The sequence below is a fragment of the Natrinema caseinilyticum genome (assembly GCF_024227435.1).
In the GTDB taxonomy this organism is placed as follows: domain Archaea; phylum Halobacteriota; class Halobacteria; order Halobacteriales; family Natrialbaceae; genus Natrinema; species Natrinema caseinilyticum.
Map to the genome: position 1 here is coordinate 1 of NZ_CP100445.1, position 20,389 is coordinate 20,389.

20 protein-coding genes, 1 tRNA gene, 1 other RNA gene and 1 pseudogene are annotated in these 20,389 nt (G+C 60.4%); 11 read left to right on the forward strand and 12 right to left on the reverse strand.

Annotated elements, in window-relative coordinates; translation table 11 throughout:
* Window positions 1–63 precede the first annotated feature (63 nt).
* Window positions 64–1,281: a proteasome-activating nucleotidase Pan1 gene (gene pan1 / locus NJT13_RS00005; protein ID WP_254523458.1), complete on the forward strand. Its 1,218-nt coding sequence runs from the start codon at window positions 64–66 to the stop codon at window positions 1,279–1,281.
* A gap of 274 nt (window positions 1,282–1,555) precedes the next feature.
* Window positions 1,556–1,948 carry a hypothetical protein gene (locus NJT13_RS00010; RefSeq protein WP_254523459.1) on the forward strand — a complete coding sequence of 131 codons (393 nt, stop codon included), beginning with the start codon at window positions 1,556–1,558 and terminating at the stop codon, window positions 1,946–1,948.
* Window positions 1,949–2,127: 179 nt separating this feature from the next.
* On the opposite strand, the gene NJT13_RS00015 is transcribed toward NJT13_RS00010, so the two are convergent.
* From NJT13_RS00015 to NJT13_RS00025, 3 genes are all read right to left on the reverse strand, one after another.
* Window positions 2,128–3,834, reverse strand: a complete 1,707-nt coding sequence (locus tag NJT13_RS00015; protein WP_254523460.1) for an ABC transporter substrate-binding protein — start codon at window positions 3,832–3,834, stop codon at window positions 2,128–2,130.
* A 242-nt stretch (window positions 3,835–4,076) separates the two neighbouring features.
* A complete protein-coding gene (locus NJT13_RS00020; RefSeq protein ID WP_254523461.1) occupies window positions 4,077–4,928 on the reverse strand; it encodes a phosphatase PAP2 family protein in 852 nt (283 codons plus the stop codon).
* A 5-nt stretch (window positions 4,929–4,933) separates the two neighbouring features.
* Entirely contained in the window at window positions 4,934–6,715 is a 1,782-nt protein-coding gene (locus NJT13_RS00025) for an ABC transporter substrate-binding protein (RefSeq protein ID WP_254523462.1), read from the reverse strand.
* Window positions 6,716–6,924: 209 nt separating this feature from the next.
* Between NJT13_RS00025 and NJT13_RS00030 the strand changes: the two genes are divergently transcribed.
* From NJT13_RS00030 to NJT13_RS00040, 3 genes are all read left to right on the forward strand, one after another.
* Window positions 6,925–7,203 (forward strand): ribonuclease P protein component 4, encoded by a 279-nt coding sequence (locus NJT13_RS00030; protein WP_254523463.1) that lies wholly within the window; start codon window positions 6,925–6,927, stop codon window positions 7,201–7,203.
* Window positions 7,204–7,586: 383 nt separating this feature from the next.
* The gene (locus NJT13_RS00035; RefSeq protein ID WP_254523464.1) at window positions 7,587–7,835 is read left to right on the forward strand and encodes a YhbY family RNA-binding protein; all 249 of its coding nucleotides are present in this window, start codon (window positions 7,587–7,589) and stop codon (window positions 7,833–7,835) included.
* Window positions 7,832–8,749: a mechanosensitive ion channel family protein gene (locus NJT13_RS00040; protein WP_254523465.1), complete on the forward strand. Its 918-nt coding sequence runs from the start codon at window positions 7,832–7,834 to the stop codon at window positions 8,747–8,749. Before NJT13_RS00035 ends, NJT13_RS00040 begins: the two co-directional genes overlap by 4 nt.
* Before the next feature lie 64 nt (window positions 8,750–8,813).
* Here NJT13_RS00040 and NJT13_RS00045 read toward each other — a convergent pair whose 3' ends face one another.
* Window positions 8,814–9,626, reverse strand: a complete 813-nt coding sequence (locus NJT13_RS00045; RefSeq protein WP_254523466.1) for a LolA family protein — start codon at window positions 9,624–9,626, stop codon at window positions 8,814–8,816.
* Window positions 9,627–9,865: 239 nt separating this feature from the next.
* An RNA gene (gene ffs, locus NJT13_RS00050) (signal recognition particle sRNA) lies at window positions 9,866–10,177 on the reverse strand.
* A gap of 317 nt (window positions 10,178–10,494) precedes the next feature.
* Between ffs and NJT13_RS00055 the strand changes: the two genes are divergently transcribed.
* Together NJT13_RS00055 and NJT13_RS00060 are read left to right on the forward strand one after the other, a co-directional pair.
* Entirely contained in the window at window positions 10,495–10,836 is a 342-nt protein-coding gene (locus NJT13_RS00055) for a DUF5798 family protein (RefSeq protein ID WP_254523467.1), read from the forward strand.
* A 189-nt stretch (window positions 10,837–11,025) separates the two neighbouring features.
* Window positions 11,026–12,162 carry a class 1 isoprenoid biosynthesis enzyme gene (locus NJT13_RS00060; RefSeq protein WP_254523468.1) on the forward strand — a complete coding sequence of 379 codons (1,137 nt, stop codon included), beginning with the start codon at window positions 11,026–11,028 and terminating at the stop codon, window positions 12,160–12,162.
* A gap of 26 nt (window positions 12,163–12,188) precedes the next feature.
* Here the strand turns inward: NJT13_RS00060 and NJT13_RS00065 are convergent, their stop codons facing one another.
* The 4 genes from NJT13_RS00065 to NJT13_RS00080 form a co-directional block, all read right to left on the reverse strand.
* Window positions 12,189–12,599, reverse strand: a complete 411-nt coding sequence (locus NJT13_RS00065) for a CoA-binding protein (protein ID WP_254523469.1) — start codon at window positions 12,597–12,599, stop codon at window positions 12,189–12,191.
* 130 nt (window positions 12,600–12,729) lie between these two features.
* Complete coding sequence (locus tag NJT13_RS00070) at window positions 12,730–13,362, reverse strand: RAD55 family ATPase (protein WP_254523470.1); 633 nt, start codon at window positions 13,360–13,362, stop codon at window positions 12,730–12,732.
* Between the two features lie 180 nt (window positions 13,363–13,542).
* Window positions 13,543–14,406: a geranylgeranylglycerol-phosphate geranylgeranyltransferase gene (locus NJT13_RS00075; protein WP_254523471.1), complete on the reverse strand. Its 864-nt coding sequence runs from the start codon at window positions 14,404–14,406 to the stop codon at window positions 13,543–13,545.
* A gap of 150 nt (window positions 14,407–14,556) precedes the next feature.
* The gene (locus NJT13_RS00080) at window positions 14,557–14,739 is read right to left on the reverse strand and encodes a DUF7511 domain-containing protein (protein ID WP_254523472.1); all 183 of its coding nucleotides are present in this window, start codon (window positions 14,737–14,739) and stop codon (window positions 14,557–14,559) included.
* 154 nt (window positions 14,740–14,893) lie between these two features.
* On the opposite strand from NJT13_RS00080, the gene NJT13_RS00085 reads away from it, so the two are divergent.
* Window positions 14,894–14,968: transfer RNA gene (locus NJT13_RS00085), tRNA-Arg, on the forward strand.
* Between the two features lie 264 nt (window positions 14,969–15,232).
* Here NJT13_RS00085 and NJT13_RS00090 read toward each other — a convergent pair.
* The gene (locus NJT13_RS00090; protein ID WP_254523473.1) at window positions 15,233–15,904 is read right to left on the reverse strand and encodes an SdpI family protein; all 672 of its coding nucleotides are present in this window, start codon (window positions 15,902–15,904) and stop codon (window positions 15,233–15,235) included.
* Between the two features lie 315 nt (window positions 15,905–16,219).
* Between NJT13_RS00090 and NJT13_RS00095 the strand changes: the two genes are divergently transcribed.
* Entirely contained in the window at window positions 16,220–16,825 is a 606-nt protein-coding gene (locus NJT13_RS00095) for a hypothetical protein (protein ID WP_254523474.1), read from the forward strand.
* A gap of 76 nt (window positions 16,826–16,901) precedes the next feature.
* On the opposite strand, the gene NJT13_RS00100 is transcribed toward NJT13_RS00095, so the two are convergent.
* On the reverse strand, window positions 16,902–17,180 hold the full coding sequence (locus NJT13_RS00100; RefSeq protein ID WP_254523475.1) for a hypothetical protein: 279 nt from the start codon (window positions 17,178–17,180) through the stop codon (window positions 16,902–16,904).
* A 221-nt stretch (window positions 17,181–17,401) separates the two neighbouring features.
* Between NJT13_RS00100 and NJT13_RS00105 the strand changes: the two genes are divergently transcribed.
* Window positions 17,402–18,079 (forward strand): IS6 family transposase, encoded by a 678-nt coding sequence (locus tag NJT13_RS00105; RefSeq protein WP_254523476.1) that lies wholly within the window; start codon window positions 17,402–17,404, stop codon window positions 18,077–18,079.
* A 599-nt stretch (window positions 18,080–18,678) separates the two neighbouring features.
* Window positions 18,679–19,083 (forward strand): annotated as a pseudogene (locus NJT13_RS23340) (histidine kinase N-terminal 7TM domain-containing protein); the annotation flags it as partial.
* 15 nt (window positions 19,084–19,098) lie between these two features.
* Here NJT13_RS23340 and NJT13_RS00110 read toward each other — a convergent pair.
* The gene (locus NJT13_RS00110; RefSeq protein WP_254523477.1) at window positions 19,099–20,355 is read right to left on the reverse strand and encodes a hypothetical protein; all 1,257 of its coding nucleotides are present in this window, start codon (window positions 20,353–20,355) and stop codon (window positions 19,099–19,101) included.
* Between the last annotated feature and the right edge of the window lie 34 nt (window positions 20,356–20,389).

Sequence of the window (20,389 nt, forward strand, 5' to 3'; positions counted from 1 at the left end):
ATATGGCGTGAGCGAGTGTACCTACCCGAAGCCTCTTATGAACCAGCCCCCAAAGATTGGGTGATGAGCGACACTGTGGACGACGTCGACCTCCCATACGACGAGGACGAGGCGTCCCAACAGGAGAAAATCCAGGCGCTCGAGGAACGGCTGGAGATCCTCGAGGCGCAGAACGAGGATATGCGCGACAAGCTCCTCGACGCTAACGCCGAGAACAACAAGTACCAGCAGAAACTCGAGCGTCTCACACACGAAAACAAGAAACTCAAGCAGTCACCACTGTTCGTCGCCACGGTCCAGGAAATAACGGACGAGGGCGTCATCATCAAACAGCACGGGAACAACCAGGAGGCGTTGACCGAAGTCACCGACGAGATGCGCGACGATCTCGATCCCGACGCGCGCGTGGCAGTCAACAACTCGCTTTCCATCGTCAAGCCCCTCTCGAACGAGACGGACGTCCGGGCTCGCGTGATGGAGGTCACCGAGAGCCCCGACGTCAGCTACGAGGACATCGGCGGCCTCGAAGAGCAGATGCAGGAAGTCCGGGAAACCGTCGAGATGCCCCTCGAGAAGCCCGACATGTTCGACAACGTCGGGATCGATCCGCCGAGCGGGGTCCTGTTGTACGGGCCACCTGGGACGGGCAAAACGATGCTCGCGAAAGCCGTCGCCAACCAGACCGACGCCACCTTCATCAAGATGGCCGGCTCCGAGCTGGTTCACAAGTTCATCGGCGAGGGGGCAAAACTCGTCCGGGACCTGTTCAACGTCGCCCGTGAGCACGAACCCGCCGTCATCTTCATCGACGAAATCGACGCCATCGCCGCCAAGCGCACGGAGTCGAAAACCTCCGGCGACGCGGAGGTCCAGCGGACGATGATGCAACTGCTCTCCGAGATGGACGGCTTCGAAGAGCGCGGTGAGATCCGCATCATCGCGGCGACCAACCGCTTCGACATGCTCGACCGCGCGATTCTCCGCCCCGGCCGGTTCGATCGCCTCATCGAAGTGCCGAAGCCGAACCAGGAGGGCCGCGAAATCATCTTCGAAATTCACACTCGCGGGATGAACGTCTCCGACGACGTCGAATTCGGAGAACTGGCGGCCGAAGCCGACGAGGCCTCCGGTGCGGATATCAAGGCCGTCTGTACCGAAGCCGGGATGTTTGCCATCCGTGACGACCGCACCGAGATCCAAATGGAAGACTTCCAGAACGCCTGGGACAAAGTCCAGGCCGAATCGGACGAGACCGAGGACGTCTCGAAAACGTTCGCCTGAGCACCTCGTCCAGCGGTCGACGGCCGTCCGTCGCTTCTGGCCACGACTCCATCGGCCGACGAGTCGGGACGGTACTGTGCCGACTCGAGCGTGGTGTCGCCCTTTTCCCCACGAGTCGTCCCGATCCCGTTCCTCGTCGTCCGGGCGCCGTCTCGAGATCCAGGGACGCGAATCTCGCCAACGGGACTCGTAGCCGCCGGGCCGGACCGATGTGAACGCTGCGCCTCTCCGAGACATGGCAACCCTTTTCCCCCGCGCTACAGAATCCGATGGTATGTCGGACGAAAACGAATCACCTGACGGAGAAGACACAGGAGAGGGCAGCGAGGAGAAATCCTTCCGCGAACGAGTGGAGGAGATTCGAGAAAAGCGTGCCGAAGAGGGAGAGGGCGAGGGCGAAGGCGAGGCCCCCGAAAGCCCGTTCGGCGGCGGGCCCGGCGGTCCCGGCGGACCCGGTGGAATGGGCGGAAATCCGTTCGCCCAGATGATGGGCGGCATGATGGGAGGCGGTCCCGGTGCTGGCCCGGGCGGTCCCGGTGGGCCGGCCGCGGGCGGACAGGAAGAGAGCAACGAAGAACTGGTCCGCGAAGTCCGCCAACTCCGCGACGAAATGCGCGACCAGACTCGCGCTCTCAAGCGAATCGCAGACGCGCTCGAAGACCAGTAAGCCAGTACCGATCATCGCGATCCGTTTTCGCCGCTGTCCTGGCCCGGAAAGCGACACAACGACCGTTTTTCTCGCCAACTCCGAACCGACCCGGAAACCCGACCGAACTACCCGACTGCGTGTCGCGACGGACAGCTACCCGCCAGTAGCGGCGCTGCCCGGGCGTCCATCCGGTGGTGTCACTGTCTGACCCGGAGGCGCCCCTTCTCGTCGTATCGGAACCCGGCCGTTTCGAACGCCGACCGTGCGGCGTCCACGTCTACTTCGCCATCAGTCCCCAGAAACGGTGTTTCGGGGTCGCCATCGTCCCACTCGAGGCTTTCGGGGACCCACTGTTTGGTGACCGGTGTTGCGATGGGCCGTGCCTTTCCGTGAAACACGTTTTCGACCAGCCATTCCTTGTCTAGCAACTGTGCGATGACGAGCCGGAACCGCGGATTGCTAAACGGCGCTTTGCGAGCGTTGAACCCGAGAAAGTAAAACGTCCACGACGGCGACTCGAGTAACCGACTGGTCTCGGACATCTCGATTCCGTCGACGACGTTCGATTCCAGAGACGAACTCGTGACGTCTGCGATGTCGTTTCCGACGGCACTGATCGCCGTCTTGCTGCTCGGGGTGATCCCGACGGTGAACGCGTCCACGGTCGGTTCCGGAAGATCGACGTCGGATCTGAGCGTGAAGTGGGTTCCGAAGCGTTCGAGCGTGAGTTGATCGCCTTCCGTCCGTCCCGTAAACTGATAGGGGCCGCTTCCGATCGGTGGAACGTTGTTCGTGACGACCGCTTTCGTGGTTCCCTGGGCGAGGCTGGCGCCGCCCGGTCCCATCGCGTCGGTAGCTCGTTCGCGCCAGACGTGAGCAGGGAGTATGGGGACGAGAAAGGCTCGTTCGCCGACCGCTGGACTGGTTTCGACAGTGATCTCCAGGCGAGTGGGACTCCGGATCGCGACCGTTTCGACCGCCTCTACCTGCCCTCGATACCGGGGTGCTGGTGTGTCGACTTCGTGGCTCCCGAGGGACATGTCTCGAAGGAACCGGTACGTAAACCCGACGTCGGCGGCGGTTAGCGGCCTTCCGTCGTGAAACTCGCACCCGTCTCGGAGACGGATATCCGCCGTTCGTCCGTCCCACTCCCACGACTCGGCGAGCCACGGTCGAATGTCCCCGTCTGGATCGTCCGTTGCAAGCGAGTCGTACAGTAATTCCGTGAACGTACCCCGACCGCGGTACCCGACTGCGAGTGGGTTCAGGTTCTCGGTCGGTCTGGCATCCGTATGGGTCGCGCGAAGCGTTTCGACGCCCGCGGCCGGGTCGAGGCCGAGGTAGCCGCGCCGCGTCGCAGGGTGGCCGTTGCCCCACCCGTCGAACCGGTCGGTTCTGACGACCCGGTGTTCTTCCGGAACGCAGATCGGAACGAACGGTTGGACCGTCGCGATCGACTCGAGTGCGTCCGTGACTGCTTCGCGGCGGTCTTCCCCTTCCAAACGGCGTTGCTTCTCGAGAAAGGCGTCGACGGTCAGGTTAGTGAACCCGAACGGATTTTGCCACCCCGATTCGTCGGCGTACAGCGAGTGCAGGGCCTGATACAGAAAGTCCGGATCCGTTCCACCCGGATGTCGACCGATGCAGACGTCGAAATCGTGGTCGTAGAGCACTGTCTGGAGGAAATCGATACCTGAACGGACGTCGAAGGAAACGTCGATCCCGACCGTCTTGAATATTCGTTCCAGCTCGTTTGCGATTCGAATACCCTCTCTGTCGCTGTCGGCGGGAAGCGTCGTGATGGTCAGCGAGAGTTGTTTGATGTTGTTGCGGGTCACGATATCCCGGAGCCGACGAATGCAGCCGCTGGTCGAAGCTGTCAAACCGGTCGTCGCAGCCAACATGGCCCGACGACTGACGGTACTGCCGTCAGCGTCGCGGTTGCTCCGTTTTCGGGCAGCCCGTCGTCCGTTCATCTCGTACGTTGCCTGTAGTTACCTACCGCGATATAACAGTATTTTGCTCTCCGGAGATCTGGGTCCGTCGACGACTCAGCGTCGTTCGTGTGCCGATCGGACGTCCCCATGTCGGAAAGAGCCGGACGACGGATCGGACTCGACCGGACGGGAAACCGCCGCCGGTGTGATCAATCGTGTTCCTGTCCCCAGGGGATTCGGTCACCGAATTGTTCGGATAACTCCGCCAGTGACCAGCGATCGACGAATCGGTCCGAAAGAGAGACACAGAGGGCAGCGAGCAACAGGCCGGCGGTAACGTCTATGCCCCAGTGAATCCCGAGGTACATCGTGGAAATCGCGACGCTGGCCGCAAGAACGACCGCGACGGGGAACCACTTTGGAAACGCCGAGCGCGTCATCCAGGCGAACGTCGCGACGGTGGCCGACAGCGATGTGTGCAACGACGGAAACACGTTCGTGTTACTGTTCACCTCGCTGGTGAGGTACTGATACTGTGGATTCGTATCGTACAGCATCCGCTCCATCAGTTCGGCGGGCATCAGGTTCCGAGGACCGTACGCGATGATGAAAATGTACAACACGAGCCCGATCGCGTAGTTGAGCGCGTAGGCGGTCAACAGTCGACGGAAGACCCGCGTATCGGAGAGCGTAAAGTACGCGATAACGGGGAATATCAACAGGAACGTGTAGCCGTAGACGTAGATCGTCGAGAAATACGCGTTCGTCTCGGCCGTCTGTATCGACTGAAAGATCAGAATGAACTCCCCCTCGACGTTGTAGAACGTCGATGTCAGGTGGATTCCGATCTCACGCGACAGTTTCGGCGCCGTCTGCCTGGCGACACGATTGATCAGCAATACGATGAGCAACACGACGATTACGGGACCGGCGGTCCTGAGTCTGCTTCGCCACTCGGCTCGAGTCTGTGCGAGCCGTTCGCGACCGACAAAGACGGCGATAGAGAGCGGCAGCAAGATTACGATAACGGTGACGAGCTGTGTCAGCACCTCGGCTAGCATCGCTTCTAGTAGCCCCCAAGCAGTCGTCCGTTATCATCGTAACGGAAGCCTGCCCGCTCGAACGCCTTTTTGGCCGCTTTGACGTTGAGCGTTCCGTTCGAACCGACGAACGGCGTTACCGGGTCCTCGCCATCCCACTCGAGGTCGGACGGTACCCAGTCGCCGGAAACCGGCGTTGCTGTGGGTGTCGCGTTTCCGTAGAACACGTCCTCGACGATCGCGTTCTTGTCCAGCAACTGCGTGATGGCCCGGCGAAAGTGGGAGTTGCTAAACGGCGAGTTTCGAACGTTGAACCCGATGTGGTAGAACATTCGGGACGGGGATTTGAGCTGTTCGATCGTCGAGGAGTCCGGAATCGCGCCCAGGGAGTACGCACCGAGCATCGAGGCCGTCACGTCCGCACCGCCGTCATCGATGCGCCCGATCGACGAGGCGCTCCCCGGGTCGACGGTGAACCGCAGTTCCTCGAGCGTCGGTTCGGGCAACTCGACACCGGCTCGCAACGTGAAGTGATCGTCGTAGCGCCGCAGCCGAAGCGACTCGCCTTCGGTCCGAGTATCGAACTGGAACGGGCCGCTACCGACCGGTGGCACGTTGTTATCAGTGACGACACTCCACCGTCCCTGCGGAGCGGTAAACTCGCCGCTGACGGCGTGTTGATTGACCCGCTCGCGCCAGATGTGCGCCGGCAGGATCGGCACGGTAAGCGCTCGTTTAAACGGTTCCCGGCCGCCCGTCACGGTGAACGTTAGTTCGTAGTCGCTTTCGATCGTGATCTCGTCGATCACATCGACATGGCCCTGATACCGCGGCGCTGGTGATTTCAGGGGCGCTCGTCCCAGCGACGTATCTTCCAGGAATCGATAGGTGAACGCGACGTCGTCGGCTGTCACCAGTTCACCGTCGTGGAACTGACAGCCCCGTCGGAGCGTCACCGTCGCCGTGTGCGTCGATTCGCTGGTGTCCGCCGACTCCGCGGGTAGATCCCACGATTCGGCCAGCCACGGGGTCACGTCGCCTTCGTATTCGGTTCCCAGCGAGTCGTAGAGCAGATCGATCACCATCCCGCGTTTCCGAAACGTCGACGAGAGCGGATTGAGATTCACCGTCATCCGACTGTTCGTAACGAGCGCGTGAAGCCGGGTGATGTCGTCGGCCGGCTCGAGCCCGAGATAGCCGTAGCGGGTCGCGAGGCGACCGTCCTCCCAGCCGTCGAACCGATCCGCTCTGGCGACGCGATACTCGTCGGGGAAACAGATCGGTTCGAACGGCTTCTCCTGAGAAAGCCCCCGTAACACCCATTTGACGTCTTCCGTACGATCCTCGCCGTCGGTTTGGCGCTGTTCTTCGAGACGGGTGTCGAAAGCCATGTTGGTGAACCCGAACGGGTTCTGCCAGCCTGCTTCGCTGGCATACGTAGAGTGGAGGGCCTCGTAGAGGAAATCCGGATCGTAGTCCGCCGGGTGGAGGCCGACGTACAGGTCGAAGTCGTGGTCGAGCAGCACCGCTTCGAGTAGTTCCGACCGCGACCGCATGTCAAGCGCGACGTCTATTCCGACCTTCTCGAGACGTTCCTCGAGACGGCGCGCTATCTGGACGTTCTGTCTGTCAGCATCTGCAGGAACCGTAGCTATGGAGAGCGATAGCTGATCGGTCGTGCTGTGGTTGACGACGCTTCGAACGCGGTCGATACAACCGCTCGTCGTGATTGCGGCGCCTGCGGCGCCGGCTGCGAGGAACGAGCGTCTGCTGACGCTGTCCTCAGATGGAGTGGGGTTCCAATTCATAGGGTTATGTCACACCTGTTTGCGTTTGATATATAACAATATTGTGTACTATAGCCGAATGCCGGGTGGGGTAAAGAATCTTTTCAAACAGCGGTACATTACGATCATATTAAAGTTTGGCTGTGAGTCGCACGCAACGGTTCCGGCCGGGGACGACTCCGACGTCGACGGAACGCAACATCAATAGGGAAACCCGGGATAGACACCGTATGGACATCGCTGCCGAGCGGATCGAGCGCCTTCACGACCTCGCTCGAGCGGCGGCGGCGGCGGGTGAAGACGACCGCGCTCGAGAGTACGTTCGTCTGGCACGTCGAATCGCGGAGCGAAACAGACTCTCTCTTCCGCGGGAGTTCCGTCGGTTCACCTGTGATCGCTGTGACGCCTATCTCAGGCCGGGGAAAAACGCTCGCGTCAGGGTACAGGACGGGCACATCGTGCTCACCTGCGACTGTGGTGCCCACGCCAGATATCCGTACGAGGACTGACTTCTCCCAGGACTGAAGTCGTGGGGTTGTGCGGTCACAGACCGCATCCACGACGGCGGGAGTTCCGAACTCGCTCGTCCGTCGTCCGCTGTCACAGACAGCGACGGGAACGGGCTCGACACGGTTCGGTTTGGGCGGAGCCAGTACCGCCCCCGTCCCGGACAGCGGGCTCTCGCTCCCTTGCCCGGAACTCGGCAATACACGGCCCGTACTGCCTGATAGTCGATCTTACGCGCTTCTTCCCACGAGTGAACGCGTGGGATTTCGCGCTGTTCCCGTTGTAATCGCGGTCAGTCGCGAACGTTGCCCGCGTCAGGCGGTGGCTCCCGACGTTACAATCCGATTCGAGAAGATTAAAACGCGTTGCGTCGCTATCGAACGCCATGGATAAACAGGAGCGCAAGCGAGAGGCGCACGACCTCGATGTTACCGTTTGGGTCGGAAAGAGTGGCATCGATTCGGTCGTCGACGAACTCAACGATCAACTTTCGAGTCGTCCCCTCGTGAAAGTGAAGTTCCTCCGTGCTGCCCGTGCGGGTAGTTCGACCGAGGAGAAGGCGGCCGACCTCGCGGACCGCGTCAACGCAGAACTGATCGATACGCGCGGTCACACGGCGGTGTTCTCTCGATGAGGGCCAGTGACACCCTCTCTCCGATACAGGCTCTCGGTCCGATCGGGCGGGCGCTCGACGAAGCCGGACTCACTCCGGCCCTCGCAGCGAGCGCCGAAAGCGCGATCAAGTTCGTCATCGCGTTCGTCGCCATCTGGTTCGTCGGCAGAGTACTCGTACTGCCGCTGGTAAGACAAACCTTCGACAAGCGTGGCCTCGACGAGCACGTACAGAACCCGCTGTTGATGCTGACGAAGTTCGGGATCGTGTTCGGTGCCGTCGCGATCGCCTTCGGGTTCGCAGACTACGGAAACTTTCTCGTCTCGATGGCCGGGATCGCAGCGGCCGGCGCGTTCGCGGTCGGTCTCGCGATGCAGGACGTGCTCTCGAACTTCGTGGCGGGCGTATTCATCTACACTGACAAGCCGTTCCGAATCGGCGACTGGATCGAGTGGGACGACGGCAGCTATTCCGGCGTCGTCGAGGACATCGGACTCCGCGTTACTCGCGTGCGCACGTTCGATAACGAACTGCTCACCGTGCCGAACTCAGCGCTGACAGACGGCGTTCTCAAGAACCCGGTCGACGCGGACGAACTCCGACTGAAGTTCCCCTTCGGAATCGGTTACGACGACGACATCGAGCGGGCAACCGAGATTATCGTCGACGAGGCGAGGCGTCACCCCGACATACTGGACGACCCCGCACCATCCGTTCGACTGACCGAGCTCGGTTCGTCCGACGTCGGTCTCCAGTCGCGCTTCTGGATCGCTGACCCCTCTCGCGCCAACTTCGTCCGCATCCGCGGCGAATACGTGACCGCCGTCAAACAGCGCTTCGACGCGGAAGGGATCGACATCCCCTACCCCGTCCGAACGCTCGAGGGAGGCCTCTCGCTCGAGACGGGTCAGAGTCTCGTCGAACCGGCCGAGTAACGAACTGGAATCGGCGGTTCGTTTCCGGTATCGAATTTCCCGTCACGTTCGGTCGCCGATTCACCTACGATATGTCCCGGACGGTGGCGTTTTCCAGCGGTTGGAACGAGAACGTCTCGTCGTCCAGACCGGTATTGAACGTGACCGACTCGAATTGCTCGGTCATGACGATTCGTTCACCGTCCGGTTCCTCGAACACGACTTTCTCTTTGAGCGGATAGTCGTACTCCGTATCGATCCACAGCCGTTGTTCGACGACCCGAAGTTTTTCTTTCGGATTACTGGTCTCGAGGGCGAAGACGAATCTGGTCTCGCCGACGATCGCTGAAATCTCCTTCTCGACGGTCTCGTTTTTCGCTTCGAGGTCGAGGACGTGTGTTTCCCGATTCGCGACCTGTTCGGTGCCCCGGTACTCGATATTGTATTTATCGAGGGTTTCGTCGGCCGTTTCGGCTCGAGCAGACCGTGTCTCCTCGTTGTCGAACAGCTCGTCCGGGACGAAGTACTCCGCCGTGTTCGAATCCGGATAGTAGAACCAGTTCTTCGTGGCGTTCGAGACGTAGATATTGCCGATTCTGCCGGAATCCGCCGAATCGAGCACCGTCGTCCGCTCGTTGATATACGGTCGTGTCTTGACGCGCACCGTTTCGACGACCGTTTCGGACTCGTTGGTCACTTTGTTCGTTCGCGTTCCCTGTACGTCCTCGAGGTCGTCCGCGTGAACGTAGGCTCCGTCGAATACCTTCGAGAGGTTCGGTTCAGTGTCGGTCGTGCCGTCTTCGTTCTCGGCCGCGGGCGTACTAATCATCGAACAGCCGCTGAGAAGCACCATCAGGGCGAGCAGTCCGAGGACGGCCGTGTGTCGCCTGTTTGCCATCGATATAATTATCGGATATAAACACTGTAAGTTTTTCTATGTCTCACTCCCGAACCGAACGTGTGCCGGTCGAGTCGGACGCCTCATCGCTCGACTACCGAGGGGAGTGCCTAACACGGGGGCGAGGGCGATCTGGCTATCGTCGACACGAATGCCTGTCGACGGATGTCCACGCCCCCGAAAATCCGCGAGCACCCGGGACGGTGCATCCGCTCGACGTCGTAGTTGATGAGGTATGAATGCGGACGACCGCGATTGCCCGCCGTTCCGGCCGGGGGAATCCCGGTTGCCTTCTCCACCCCGCGACCCGTCGAGCGACAGGTGTTCGGCGGTCCACTGCTCGCTTCCGCGCCTGATGGGCTGTCGCCGACTAACCACGATGGGGCGTCCCTGCGGACGGCCACCGTAGACCGCTGTCCCCGACGGACGAGGCTTCTCTGTTGGCTCCCGGGGCCCCGGTCGGTCTGACCGGACGCCCGCGGCGTTCGGACCCCGCTAAAGACCATAGCGCGGGTTTCGAGCAGGGCCTAACTGCCCGTCCTAGTCCATCCATGGATAGTCGGGCGGTACTTAAGGGCTTTTCGTCTCTCGGATCGACGCCGTCTCCGGGTACGTGGCCGTCGAACGGAAACGTGAGTGACCGCTTTCGGGTGTCGGTCGGTTTCCCCTGTGCGGTGGCCGACTCTGCCGTCGGTAGCCGGACCTCGAGGACGCCGTTGGTGTATTCGGCGCTCATCTCCTCGAGGACAGTTCATGCTTGTCAGTGGTTCGTACTAATTCTGTTTGACTATATGGTCGGTATCGTGTGGCACGAAATAACGTGAGAGGGAGGAAAAGGCCCATTAGTTCCCCGACAAACCGTGTGAATATGGGACTCGGAAGCACTGCCAAAAAGATCCAGACCCTCTCGGATCGAGCCGAAGCGATGTACAAGCAGGTACAGAAACTCCAGCAACGAATCACCGGCCTGGAAGAGAAGACGGCGGAAACGCACGATACGGTCACGCGCATGGACCACCAGCTCACCGAACAGCGCGCACTCCTGCTCGCCATCGCGGAGGAGCAGGGTCTAGACGGAGAGGAAATCCTGGCTGAGGCGGCGATCGACGAAGCGGAACTCGAGGCGACGGACGAGGCCGGTGACGACCGGCGATCCGCAGCGACCGAGGACGCGGCCGACGCGGCTGCCCGCGATCCGCCTGCCAACTAGACCGCTCTCCGCTCACTCGAGCCGGCAGCTCCGATCATGCGCGTGGAAAGACTATCTTCCGTCTGTCACCGTACTTCCGAACGAAGGGGACGCACCACGGGAACTGGAGGCCCGTTTCAGTTCGGTAATCGATTCACTCATCAGGTAAGCAATCAATACGCTCATTAAATTTCGTCGAAACGTGGGACTATGAGCCGGCATCGAGGCGCACTCCGATCGGTGGAGGAAGCGTCGCCCGCCCTTCGACAGAAAGTCGAAACGTACCGCGATCAGGGCGGCCTACTCGGTACGTTCACGTACGTGTTCACGTATCTCGAAACCGAGGATCCGGATCTCGCCGCGACGCTCGCGACGATACCGACCGATCTGTTCGTCACGAGCGCGCTCCACGACGACGCCATCGACGAGGCCGATAGCTGGGACGCCGACCGAAAGTGCCGCCTGAACGAGCACGTTACGGTCGGCGATCTGGTCTATACGAACGTCGTCGAAGCCGTTTCCGACGCCGCCGTCGGGATCGATCTGGGCCCGACGCTCGAGGTCGTCCGAGAAATCGGAACCGGCCAACTCGCTGAGGAGGCGGTCGAGGCGACTCCGTCGACCGAAGAAGACGCCGTCGCTCGCGTCGAGGACCGCGGCGGCGTCTGGGGTGATCTCGCGGTCGAACTCGTCGCGGCCGCCGGCCGATACTCCAGTTCCCAACTCGAGGCGCTCCGGACGATCGCGACGAACAGCCTGTTCGTGCTGACGGTCATCGACGATCTAGCGGACCTGCCGGAAGATATCGGAAACGACGTCGCAACGCTCCCGCTTCTCTGTTTCGGCGAACGTGCCGACGAGTACGCGTCTCCCCGGGCCCTGATCGACGCCGTCCTCGCGTCCGACGTGCCCGACCGACTGGCGGATCTCGTGGCCCGACGACGGGCCGCAATCCGGACCGCCGTCGCCGAACTCTGGGACTCGATCGACCACTCCGACGAGGCGCTTCTCGAGGCGACCGATCGCGCACTGGAGTGGTACTGCGAATCGGTCTGTTCGGTCCCGATTGCGGAAACCGTTCCAGCGGAGCAGCGCCGCGCGATTCGGGAGCGACTGACAGGTGACGAGGAGCCGAGACGCCGTTATATCGCCGCACACCTCGCCCGATTGCCGGTGGCCGTCCCCGCGGACGACGCAGCCGCCGTCGTTTCCGACCTTCCCGCGGACCGGCTGGCCCGAACGGCGGTTCGCATCCACCACCTCGACTCGGTCGTCGATAGCGTCCTGTCCACGACGCTCGAGGATGCGCTAGCGGATCTTCGGGCCGCGTCGGCATCGACGTCGTAATCCGAATCGTCACGTCGGGGTCCCGCTCAGGCGACGAGACGACGGTGCTGGACCTTCATGCAGTAATCCTGAACGACTGTTTTCCCGCCGGCCTCCGCGCGATCGGCGGCCCCGTCGTCGCGGATGCCCAGTTGCGTCCAGATGGCCTCGATCTCGTCCCGTTCGAGCGCCGCGTCGACGATGTCGGCGACCTCCGCGCTCGGTCGGAAGAGACAGACGACGTCGATCGCTTCGTCGACGTCCGCGAGGGAGTCGTAGGCGGTCCGACCGAAGATCTCGTCGGCGTACGGATTGACCGGAATCACGTCGTAGCCGTGTCTCCGCATGTACTTCGGAACGCCGTGGGCTGCTTTTCCCGGCGTGCTCGAGCAGCCGACGACGGCGATCGTGTCGTACTCGAGAACCGCCGCGATCTCGTCTTTCGATTCGACTGGCATGGACCGACAAACGAACTCCAGGAGTAAACGTTCCGGGATTGCGACGCGGTGGTGTACCGCCGACTACGCCGCCGTGGCGCGATTACAGCGGTCGCGAGACGAAAGCCCACGCTGTAGTCGTGGGAGGACGTCAGGTGGAGAATCCGGCCGTCCGTATGTCGGGCTCTTCGCCATCCGCGGTCTCCTCGAGTTCGAGAACTGCGTCGAACAGTTGTTTGAGCGTGTTCATCGTTTGATCGTCGTGAGCCGTCGAATCGATGACGTAGACGCCCATCGCGTCGGCGCTCTGAATCCGACCCGTAAAGACGTGGAGGAACCGGAACACGGTTTGCAGATCGGAGTACATCAGTAGCGTCGAGACGGAGTGCAAGAGGACGCGGTTCTCCGTCAGCCCGCGGGTTTCGTAAAACTCCTGGAGGAACTCCGAGAGCTTGATTCCGATCCCGGTCATGTCGACGGGCGATGACGCGTACTTGATCCGCGGGTCGTCGTCGATCGTTCCGATCCCGCGTTGTTTCGTCACACAGTCGACGACGCCGAGGTTCGGTTCGACGTCGCCGTCGATGTGGTCGTCGAAGCTTTTGAGGACCTTGTCGGCGCTGTCTTTCGTCGTCACGACGATCGAACCGTTCCCCTCGTTTGCGCCGCTCGCGAGAATATCGAAGGCGATCCGTCGTTTACCCGTCAGTGGTGGGCCCGCGACGAGTACGTTGGTCCCCGGATCGATCTGCACGTCCGGAAGGACGTCTGCAAGGTCATACATACCAGATACTCACATCCATCGCCTTGGCGACGACCGTTGCTGGCACTGCAACACACCAGTGCTCGGCGTGTTGTATGAGAATACGCGAACCGGCTTATAGTACTTTTGATTATACAACCCTCGGGTTGCTACCCCGGTCGGAATTCGTCATCGGTCGACCGCCGAATTCGCACTCGCGTGTTATCCGGACCCTGGGAGTTCGAGCGCCGCACGCCCGACGATAAACGCCAGCGCCGCGAGGAACATGCCATACTTCAGGCGGGATTGACCGAGCGTCGGGTTCCCGAAACTCCGATACGCGGCGACGAGCATAATGGCGTCGGCCGGCGCGACCATCACCAGGTAAGCCACCCCGAAATCACCGGTGAGAAACGGGACCGGACTCGCGACCACGGCCATCACGAGAAGAACGGCGGCGATACCGAGCGCGCGACGTTCCCCGACTGCGATCGGCAGCGTGTTTAATCCCTCCTCGCGGTCCCCTTCGATGTCCTCGACGTCTTTGATAATCTCGCGCGTCAGTGTGGCGACTCCCGCGAGGACGAAGAGGACGGCTGCCGGGGCTTTCTCCCCGGCCGGACCGATCGCCGCTGCCCCGAAAAGAAACGTACTGCCGACCAGATAGGCCACGAGCGCGTTCCCGAGCCCGGGCAGTCCCTTGAAGAGTTCGGTGTAGGCCACCAGCGCGAGGAGATTGACCGAGGCGATTGCGATCGCAAGTGTCGGAAGGGTCACCGCGAGCACGACGGCCCCCGCGAAGAGGACGAGGCTGAACGCGAGCGCTCCACGCGGACTCACCGCCCCACGGGGAATCGCCCTGTCGGGCTGGTTGACCCGATCGATCTCCCGGTCGAAATAATCGTTGATCGCGTTGCCGGCCCCGACGGCGAGTCCCGTCGCACCGACCGCCGTGGCGACTGCGATCGGCGCCTCGACGACGCCACCGGCGACGAACGCCCCGATGAACGTCAGCACGCTCGCCGCGAGTGCGTTCACCGGTCGCGTCAACTCGAGCAACCCGCGAGCGGTTTCCCCCGCTGTCATAGCGGAGAATGGTCAGTCGGGCTGGTTAAACGGTCCGGTCCGCCGCCGTGATCCGGTCTGCCGTCTCCGGACGCTCGAGCCAACTGAGCGGCCCCGTCGTGTGGAGCCTCCGTCTCGGCCGCTCCGTTCAGTTCGACGCGGACCGACGACCTAGCACCACTCGCCGAGATCGCACAGCGCGTCGGCCTCGACCTCGATCCACTTGCTCACTCGGTCCTCGCCGCTCGCATCGGCCGGGACGGCGGTCCAAACTCGCTCGTCGTCGGTGAACAACTCGAGCGGTGTCGCGTCGGACACCACCTCCTCGCGGGTCGGGACATCGGGTTCCGTCATGACACACGCATTCGTTGTGATTTCCTCCCAAAGACCCCAGGCGACGATTGTCAGTCGCTGAGAATTGGCGATCGTCAGGTTCGTCCTGCCGGCCCCGCTTGAGGCGGGCGAAAATCGAGTGACTTATACGGTCTCATCGGGAACAAAGCGGTGAGGGCGCTTAGCTCAGTCTGGACAGAGTACTTGGCTTCGGACCAAGCTGTCGTGGGTTCAAATCCTGCAGCGCCCATATTTCCGAGGTGTGTAATCGCCCGACAGCGTCGGTTTTGACCGCTAATCGAACGCAGCGCCGTTGCTTTCGTTCGACTGTCGAACGACGGGTGGTTTCCACCGGAGTTCGCGTACAACCAAACAGGTGGCAATTCAGAAAATCAATCGCCGATTGACCAGCAGTCTCGTACTCTGTCAGGAGACACGTACGTATCTGTTCATCGCGTTCAATAAGATCAAAAACCGGAGTCGGGAGACGCGACGGTGATTTCAAGGCGGTAGCTTACAGATTCGGCCCCGGAGCTGAATCCGATCCCGGCTCAATTTTCGCGTACAGGTAGTACGAGTACACGACAGTAATCCCGGCTGTCAGAAGCGTTGGAACGAGAAGAAAGTAGATTGCATAGTCGCCGAAGAAAAGTCCGACGAGCGTGAAGACCGCGGTGAGTTTGAACAGACGTCCACCAAGCGCGTGGGTCCGCGCCCAGACCTCGTCGCTGCTGAGCGTCCACGGGGTCCGGATACCAGCGAACCAGTTCCGCTCGGCGTGTGGGAGAAAGACGCCGACGTAATAGAATAGGCCAGCCGCGCCGAACAGAATCAGAGCCGTGAAGTCGAATTCGTACCCGAGGTTGAACGCGATGATCCCGACGTGGACGAGAAACATATACCCCATGAAGACGACGACGAACCAGTCGTAGTAGGCCCGGAACTCGGCGATGTTCTCTCGGAGTGGATCAATCCGGGGAATCGCGGCGAACATGGCGAGTAGTCCCGCCGTCAGAACTGGGAATAGCCAGAGTGCAACTTGCTTCGACATAGTGCCGTCCGGTTCTCCGGCAGTGTTCCAGTGCGTGACGAGTTCTGCAGGGAGCGACGGAGCTGCGAGCAGGCTCACGATGCCCGAGAATATCACGAAGCCACCTGCTAACCCGAACCGGTGAATTGTCTTCATACTCGACGATACGGTCTGTTCCCTGATGAATCAGTAGGAAAGCACCGGTGAACTGATTGTGGACGGTACTGCCGACTATATTGAGCACTCGGTGAGGACTACTTCTGGAGAAACCCGATGCAAGATACGCGCCCTTTACTGACCGCAACCAGACCAGAGTATCCAATCTGTGGAGGAGTTTAACAGAGCTAAAAGCGGGCTTTTGAGACTAACTTCCAGGACGCTGAGTCACCCGGAGAGCCACTCATCTAAATCGTAGCGGCAACTCATTCTTTATGACCGGGTGCTCAACAACCGATAGCACCAGTCCCAGACATGCGAGGAGAAATCAGCGTCTTCCGACCGGTCGAAGCGTACGCAGAGACCGTCTCTTCCAGAGCTCATGGTGTCGTCGCAATCATCTCGTTCTGTGTGTTCGTCGGAACGATCGTCTTTGGCTTCGTCCCGGTCACAAGGGAGATCGAGACCTCCGGTTATTCGACCGCAGATCTACAGGAGGCAACAACTCGGACTGAAGTAGACACCATCCTACAGGCCTTCGAACCGGTCATGGATTCGGTTGTACTCCTTTCTGTGTTGGATTACCTCTTCATCGTCGCTGGGTTCTTCCTCTTTTTCTCGCTTCACTCCATAGTGATGAAGCGACTGTCATTCGACGATCGCCTAGTTCTGGTTCCGAAGGTCGGAATGATGCTGACCGTCTGTTCACGGCTTCTCGATTCGCTGGAAAATCTCTGGGTTATCCTGATTTACTCAAACCCCGATAGCTATTCCACCACTTTCATCAGTTTGATGAACACCACGCAATCAGCGAAATGGCTGGTGGTCGGGGTCGAATATCCTACCCTCGGACTGGCGATTGTTCTAGTTCTTCTGGCCCAATTTACACCTCTTTTCGACGGTAAGACGTTCCGGATGTAATCTCAGGCTCGGTTCTGTTGAAAGCCTATGGTCAGACACTCTTTGCGGTGAAACAGCTGGTGAGTGGAGATACCAATCAATTGAATAGAACGAAGAATACTATCCCACCGGCAACCACCCCGACGATGCCAAGAAAGATTGCGAACCGCCGTTCTCTAGATGTCGGGGAACGTGTCTCAAGAACCCGTTCGAGTCCAACTCCGATTGCCGCGCCTGTTGCGACAAAGGCGACCATCCCTATCGGAACCTGGGCCGACACCAGGAATGCGAGTATCCCAATGGCGAGACCAAACCACACACCTGTAACCAGCCCGTAACCAGATGGGAACTGCTCTCTGCTATGGACGTTTGGCATGAGCGTACTCGGTTCGTTAAATTGTAGTGTTCATAAATATGTGGCTCTGTTGAAATACCCAGCATGTGATGAGACCTGACCCGGTTGTGTCAATACAGAAGACGAGTTTAGCAGAGCGTGGGACAGAGCGCGAGTAGACAGGGGACAAGTTTGATTACAGAAGTGGCACCGTCTAGTTAGCGCGGTTTGAGAAGCGAGCAGGTCGTAGAGTGAGTTTGGCTATGATGCTCGCAGACCTGCTCAGCGAGTGCTACGCGGCGGAATTTGATGAAGCTTGGGAGCGTGAGCGGACGGCGACGCCCGTCAGGGTGTTCGCCGTCCGGCTCCACGCGACCGGTTGTTCACTTCGAGAGATACAAGCAATTCTTCGCTTGATTGGCGTAGAACGCTCTCATCAAGCAATCTGGCACTGGGTGCATCGGCTGGCTGACAGCGTGCCAGACCCGCCGACGGCGAAGCCGTCGCGGGTCGCCATTGATGAAACCGCTGTCAAGATCAACGGCAACTGGTCTTGGGTATACGCTGCAATAGATTTAGACTCACGATTAATCCTTGATGTCGCAGTGTTTGGACGACGAGGCACCGATCCAGCCGCTGCATTCCTACATCGATTGACCGAGAAACACGATCTCTCCGAGACGGTGTTTCTCGTTGATGGCTACGGGTATCTGACTGCCCTCTCTCGATTAGGGTTAAGCGGTCAGCTCAACTACGTCGAGCGAAACCTCATCGAAAAGTGGTTTCAGACCTTCAAGATGCGAGCTGACCGCTTCCATAATTCATGGGTGGGCAGTCGGGCGAGCGTCAGAGAATGGCTTGAACAGTTTGTACACTACTACAACACACAACGACCCCACCAATCACTCAATGGACAGACTCCAGCCGAGGTGCTAAACTAGACAGTGCCCCTGCAGCGCACACTTACCAACCTCCTGCTTCGCGGCTTATTCAAATCGGCTTCTGAAACCCCTTGACCCTCGAAAACCGGCTTTTCGTGGTTCTGGATGTCTCTTTTGCCGATACAATCCCGTCAACCCGCATCCTACGCCCTCGAGCAGCACGTCGGTTTTCGTTACCAATTTCGACGGGGACGACGCGAGTGTCGACCTGGCTACCGAGATCGACGCCGACGACGGAGAAACCCCGACCTCCACGAGTCTGCCGAGGGGTAGGCCGGGTGGCACGAGCGCAGGTTCAACACAGCAACGTGGTTCTCAGACGTGGAAATCCTGAGACAGAGTTTATCATCGTCTGACTTGCAAAATGTGCTATGATATCGATGACCGGATATGGGGGCTCATGGTCATCGTGTCGATTATCGCGCTCCTGCTCGGGAGATTCGCCTGTCGAAAGCGCGACGAGGCAGGCGGGACGCCGCTGACTGCCTCTCTCGTGGTGCTCGCCGATATACAGATTTGCGACGCGCTCGATCCGGGATCGTCGGACATCGACACGAAGTTCTTCTGGATCCGACTATCGGGTGTTCGACATTGGAGCGATGATAGCCTGGATTTATGTGGTAGTGGGGTTTTCCGGTCGTGACCGCTGGATCAACCGCCGTTCAGCCGGGGTCACAGCGGCCGTTTCGATCATCATAGCCGTCCTCTTTTTTTCTTCCGGGCACCCGGGGGGTGCGTTGTCACACTTCCGAGCGAGGGGTCGACCGGGCCGGTCATGGCCGAGTCCGTCACCCCTGGCCCGCTGTTACTTGTACCGTTTTTTTATTGCGTTCGTCTCGCTCGGCCTCGCAACCGCACTCTATATCCAGTCGTTTCTCCGGGCACGCCACCTGTACCGGACCCAGGCGGTCGCAGTCGTCGCAACTGCGATCCTGCCCTGGATGGGGGACCTACTCCAGATGTTCGGCAGAGTCACCAACCTGGACCTCACTGGCCTGTTCCTGATACCGTCGGGCGGTCTATCGCCGTATCGTCACCTGACGGAGTCGATCGGCGACACGCTCGGGTGTCTCGACGTACGGAAGTGTCTGCCGGTAGAATCCGTACGGCGACTGCTCGACAACCAGATCAGACCGGTCGAGCGTGACGGTCGCCGCGTCCGTGCCGGGCGGTCCTGTCCAAAACCCTCGTTCGATAGAAACGTTCCGGATCGCGTCCAGCGGAACACGCCACTGAACGGCGTTGAGCCGCGTGTCGTATGCGATCAATTCGTCCTCGTACAGCCGGTACTCCATCGCCCCGAAGGCCAACTCGAAGTGACCGATCCCCACGAGTACGAAACTGATAACGACTGTGACGAGTGCAACGCCGCTCCCGACGACTGTCGCCGTCAGTCCACCAGTGAACGCTCCGACGAAACCCACAATGGCCACCAGGAAGAGGGCGGCAACTCGAGAAAAGACGTTGAGTATTTCCCATTCGAGTCTGGGAACGAGTCCGTCGATGACCCCTGCGATTCGAACCGCGTGCCGGTCGGTTCTGAAGCGCTCGCTCGGTCGTTCCGTCGGCTCTGAAAGTTCGAACGAATCCGCTCCCGTCGGCGGCGAGTCTCGGTGTGTCTCGCGTGCGATCCGTCCGACGACGAGGACGACTGCGATCGTGGTGAACCCGGTTGCGGGGCCGAAGTTGGCTCCCACGTGGACGAGGTCGACAGCGACGAGCGGAAGCGCCATCAGAATCGGCCCGAGCCATCGTACGCTCGGGAGAATTCTCTTAGCGGGTGGGCGATTCGAGTGGACAAATCGCCGAAAGGCCCAGCCGTGTTTTACGACGATAGCGAGACCACCGGCAGCTAGTATCCCGAGCGTCGGCGCTGACCCGACAGTGAACGGTGGATCGAGGGACGTCGTCGTCGGCCAGAGAGCGAAGGCGGTGAGTGGTGCCGCGATGAACAGCCCAACCACGGCCGGCTTGACGTTGTGCACCGCGACCGGCGGCACCCAATCGACTGGCTGGACGGTCCCGAGCTTCGGAATCAGAAACCTGAGCGGGTTCGGGTCGCCGTTCCGGCGCATTGCTGGTGGTTCTGTTGGCGAGTACGCTTCGCGTGGCGCTGCAACCACTGTTTGACAGAACCGCCGAACTGTCTCTCCGAGCGTGTCTCCCCAGTAGAGTAACAGCACGACGTACAGCGAAAACGGATGGATCAGGACCGCCACCAGCGCGACGAGATCGACGGACGACGCGGTCGCGCGACTGGAAATAGTGTCAGTCATACGGCCAGGTTACTGGTGGAATAAAAACATGTTG

Excerpts from the sequence above, each read along its gene's own strand:
- NJT13_RS00015 (WP_254523460.1), bottom strand. The coding sequence starts at position 3,834 with ATGTTGGCTGCGACGACCGGTTTGACAGCTTCGACCAGCGGCTGCATT.
- NJT13_RS00110 (WP_254523477.1), bottom strand. The coding sequence starts at position 20,355 with ATGACTGACACTATTTCCAGTCGCGCGACCGCGTCGTCCGTCGATCTC.
- NJT13_RS00095 (WP_254523474.1), top strand. The coding sequence starts at position 16,220 with ATGCGAGGAGAAATCAGCGTCTTCCGACCGGTCGAAGCGTACGCAGAG.
- NJT13_RS00030 (WP_254523463.1), top strand. The coding sequence starts at position 6,925 with ATGGACATCGCTGCCGAGCGGATCGAGCGCCTTCACGACCTCGCTCGA.
- NJT13_RS00040 (WP_254523465.1), top strand. The coding sequence starts at position 7,832 with ATGAGGGCCAGTGACACCCTCTCTCCGATACAGGCTCTCGGTCCGATC.
- NJT13_RS00020 (WP_254523461.1), bottom strand. The coding sequence starts at position 4,928 with ATGCTAGCCGAGGTGCTGACACAGCTCGTCACCGTTATCGTAATCTTG.
- pan1 (WP_254523458.1), top strand. The coding sequence starts at position 64 with ATGAGCGACACTGTGGACGACGTCGACCTCCCATACGACGAGGACGAG.
- NJT13_RS00070 (WP_254523470.1), bottom strand. The coding sequence starts at position 13,362 with ATGTATGACCTTGCAGACGTCCTTCCGGACGTGCAGATCGATCCGGGG.
- NJT13_RS00065 (WP_254523469.1), bottom strand. The coding sequence starts at position 12,599 with ATGCCAGTCGAATCGAAAGACGAGATCGCGGCGGTTCTCGAGTACGAC.
- NJT13_RS00080 (WP_254523472.1), bottom strand. The coding sequence starts at position 14,739 with ATGACGGAACCCGATGTCCCGACCCGCGAGGAGGTGGTGTCCGACGCG.
- NJT13_RS00090 (WP_254523473.1), bottom strand. The coding sequence starts at position 15,904 with ATGAAGACAATTCACCGGTTCGGGTTAGCAGGTGGCTTCGTGATATTC.
- NJT13_RS00055 (WP_254523467.1), top strand. The coding sequence starts at position 10,495 with ATGGGACTCGGAAGCACTGCCAAAAAGATCCAGACCCTCTCGGATCGA.
- NJT13_RS00010 (WP_254523459.1), top strand. The coding sequence starts at position 1,556 with ATGTCGGACGAAAACGAATCACCTGACGGAGAAGACACAGGAGAGGGC.
- NJT13_RS00045 (WP_254523466.1), bottom strand. The coding sequence starts at position 9,626 with ATGGCAAACAGGCGACACACGGCCGTCCTCGGACTGCTCGCCCTGATG.
- NJT13_RS00035 (WP_254523464.1), top strand. The coding sequence starts at position 7,587 with ATGGATAAACAGGAGCGCAAGCGAGAGGCGCACGACCTCGATGTTACC.
- NJT13_RS00105 (WP_254523476.1), top strand. The coding sequence starts at position 17,402 with ATGATGCTCGCAGACCTGCTCAGCGAGTGCTACGCGGCGGAATTTGAT.
- NJT13_RS00100 (WP_254523475.1), bottom strand. The coding sequence starts at position 17,180 with ATGCCAAACGTCCATAGCAGAGAGCAGTTCCCATCTGGTTACGGGCTG.
- NJT13_RS00060 (WP_254523468.1), top strand. The coding sequence starts at position 11,026 with ATGAGCCGGCATCGAGGCGCACTCCGATCGGTGGAGGAAGCGTCGCCC.
- NJT13_RS00025 (WP_254523462.1), bottom strand. The coding sequence starts at position 6,715 with ATGAATTGGAACCCCACTCCATCTGAGGACAGCGTCAGCAGACGCTCG.
- NJT13_RS00075 (WP_254523471.1), bottom strand. The coding sequence starts at position 14,406 with ATGACAGCGGGGGAAACCGCTCGCGGGTTGCTCGAGTTGACGCGACCG.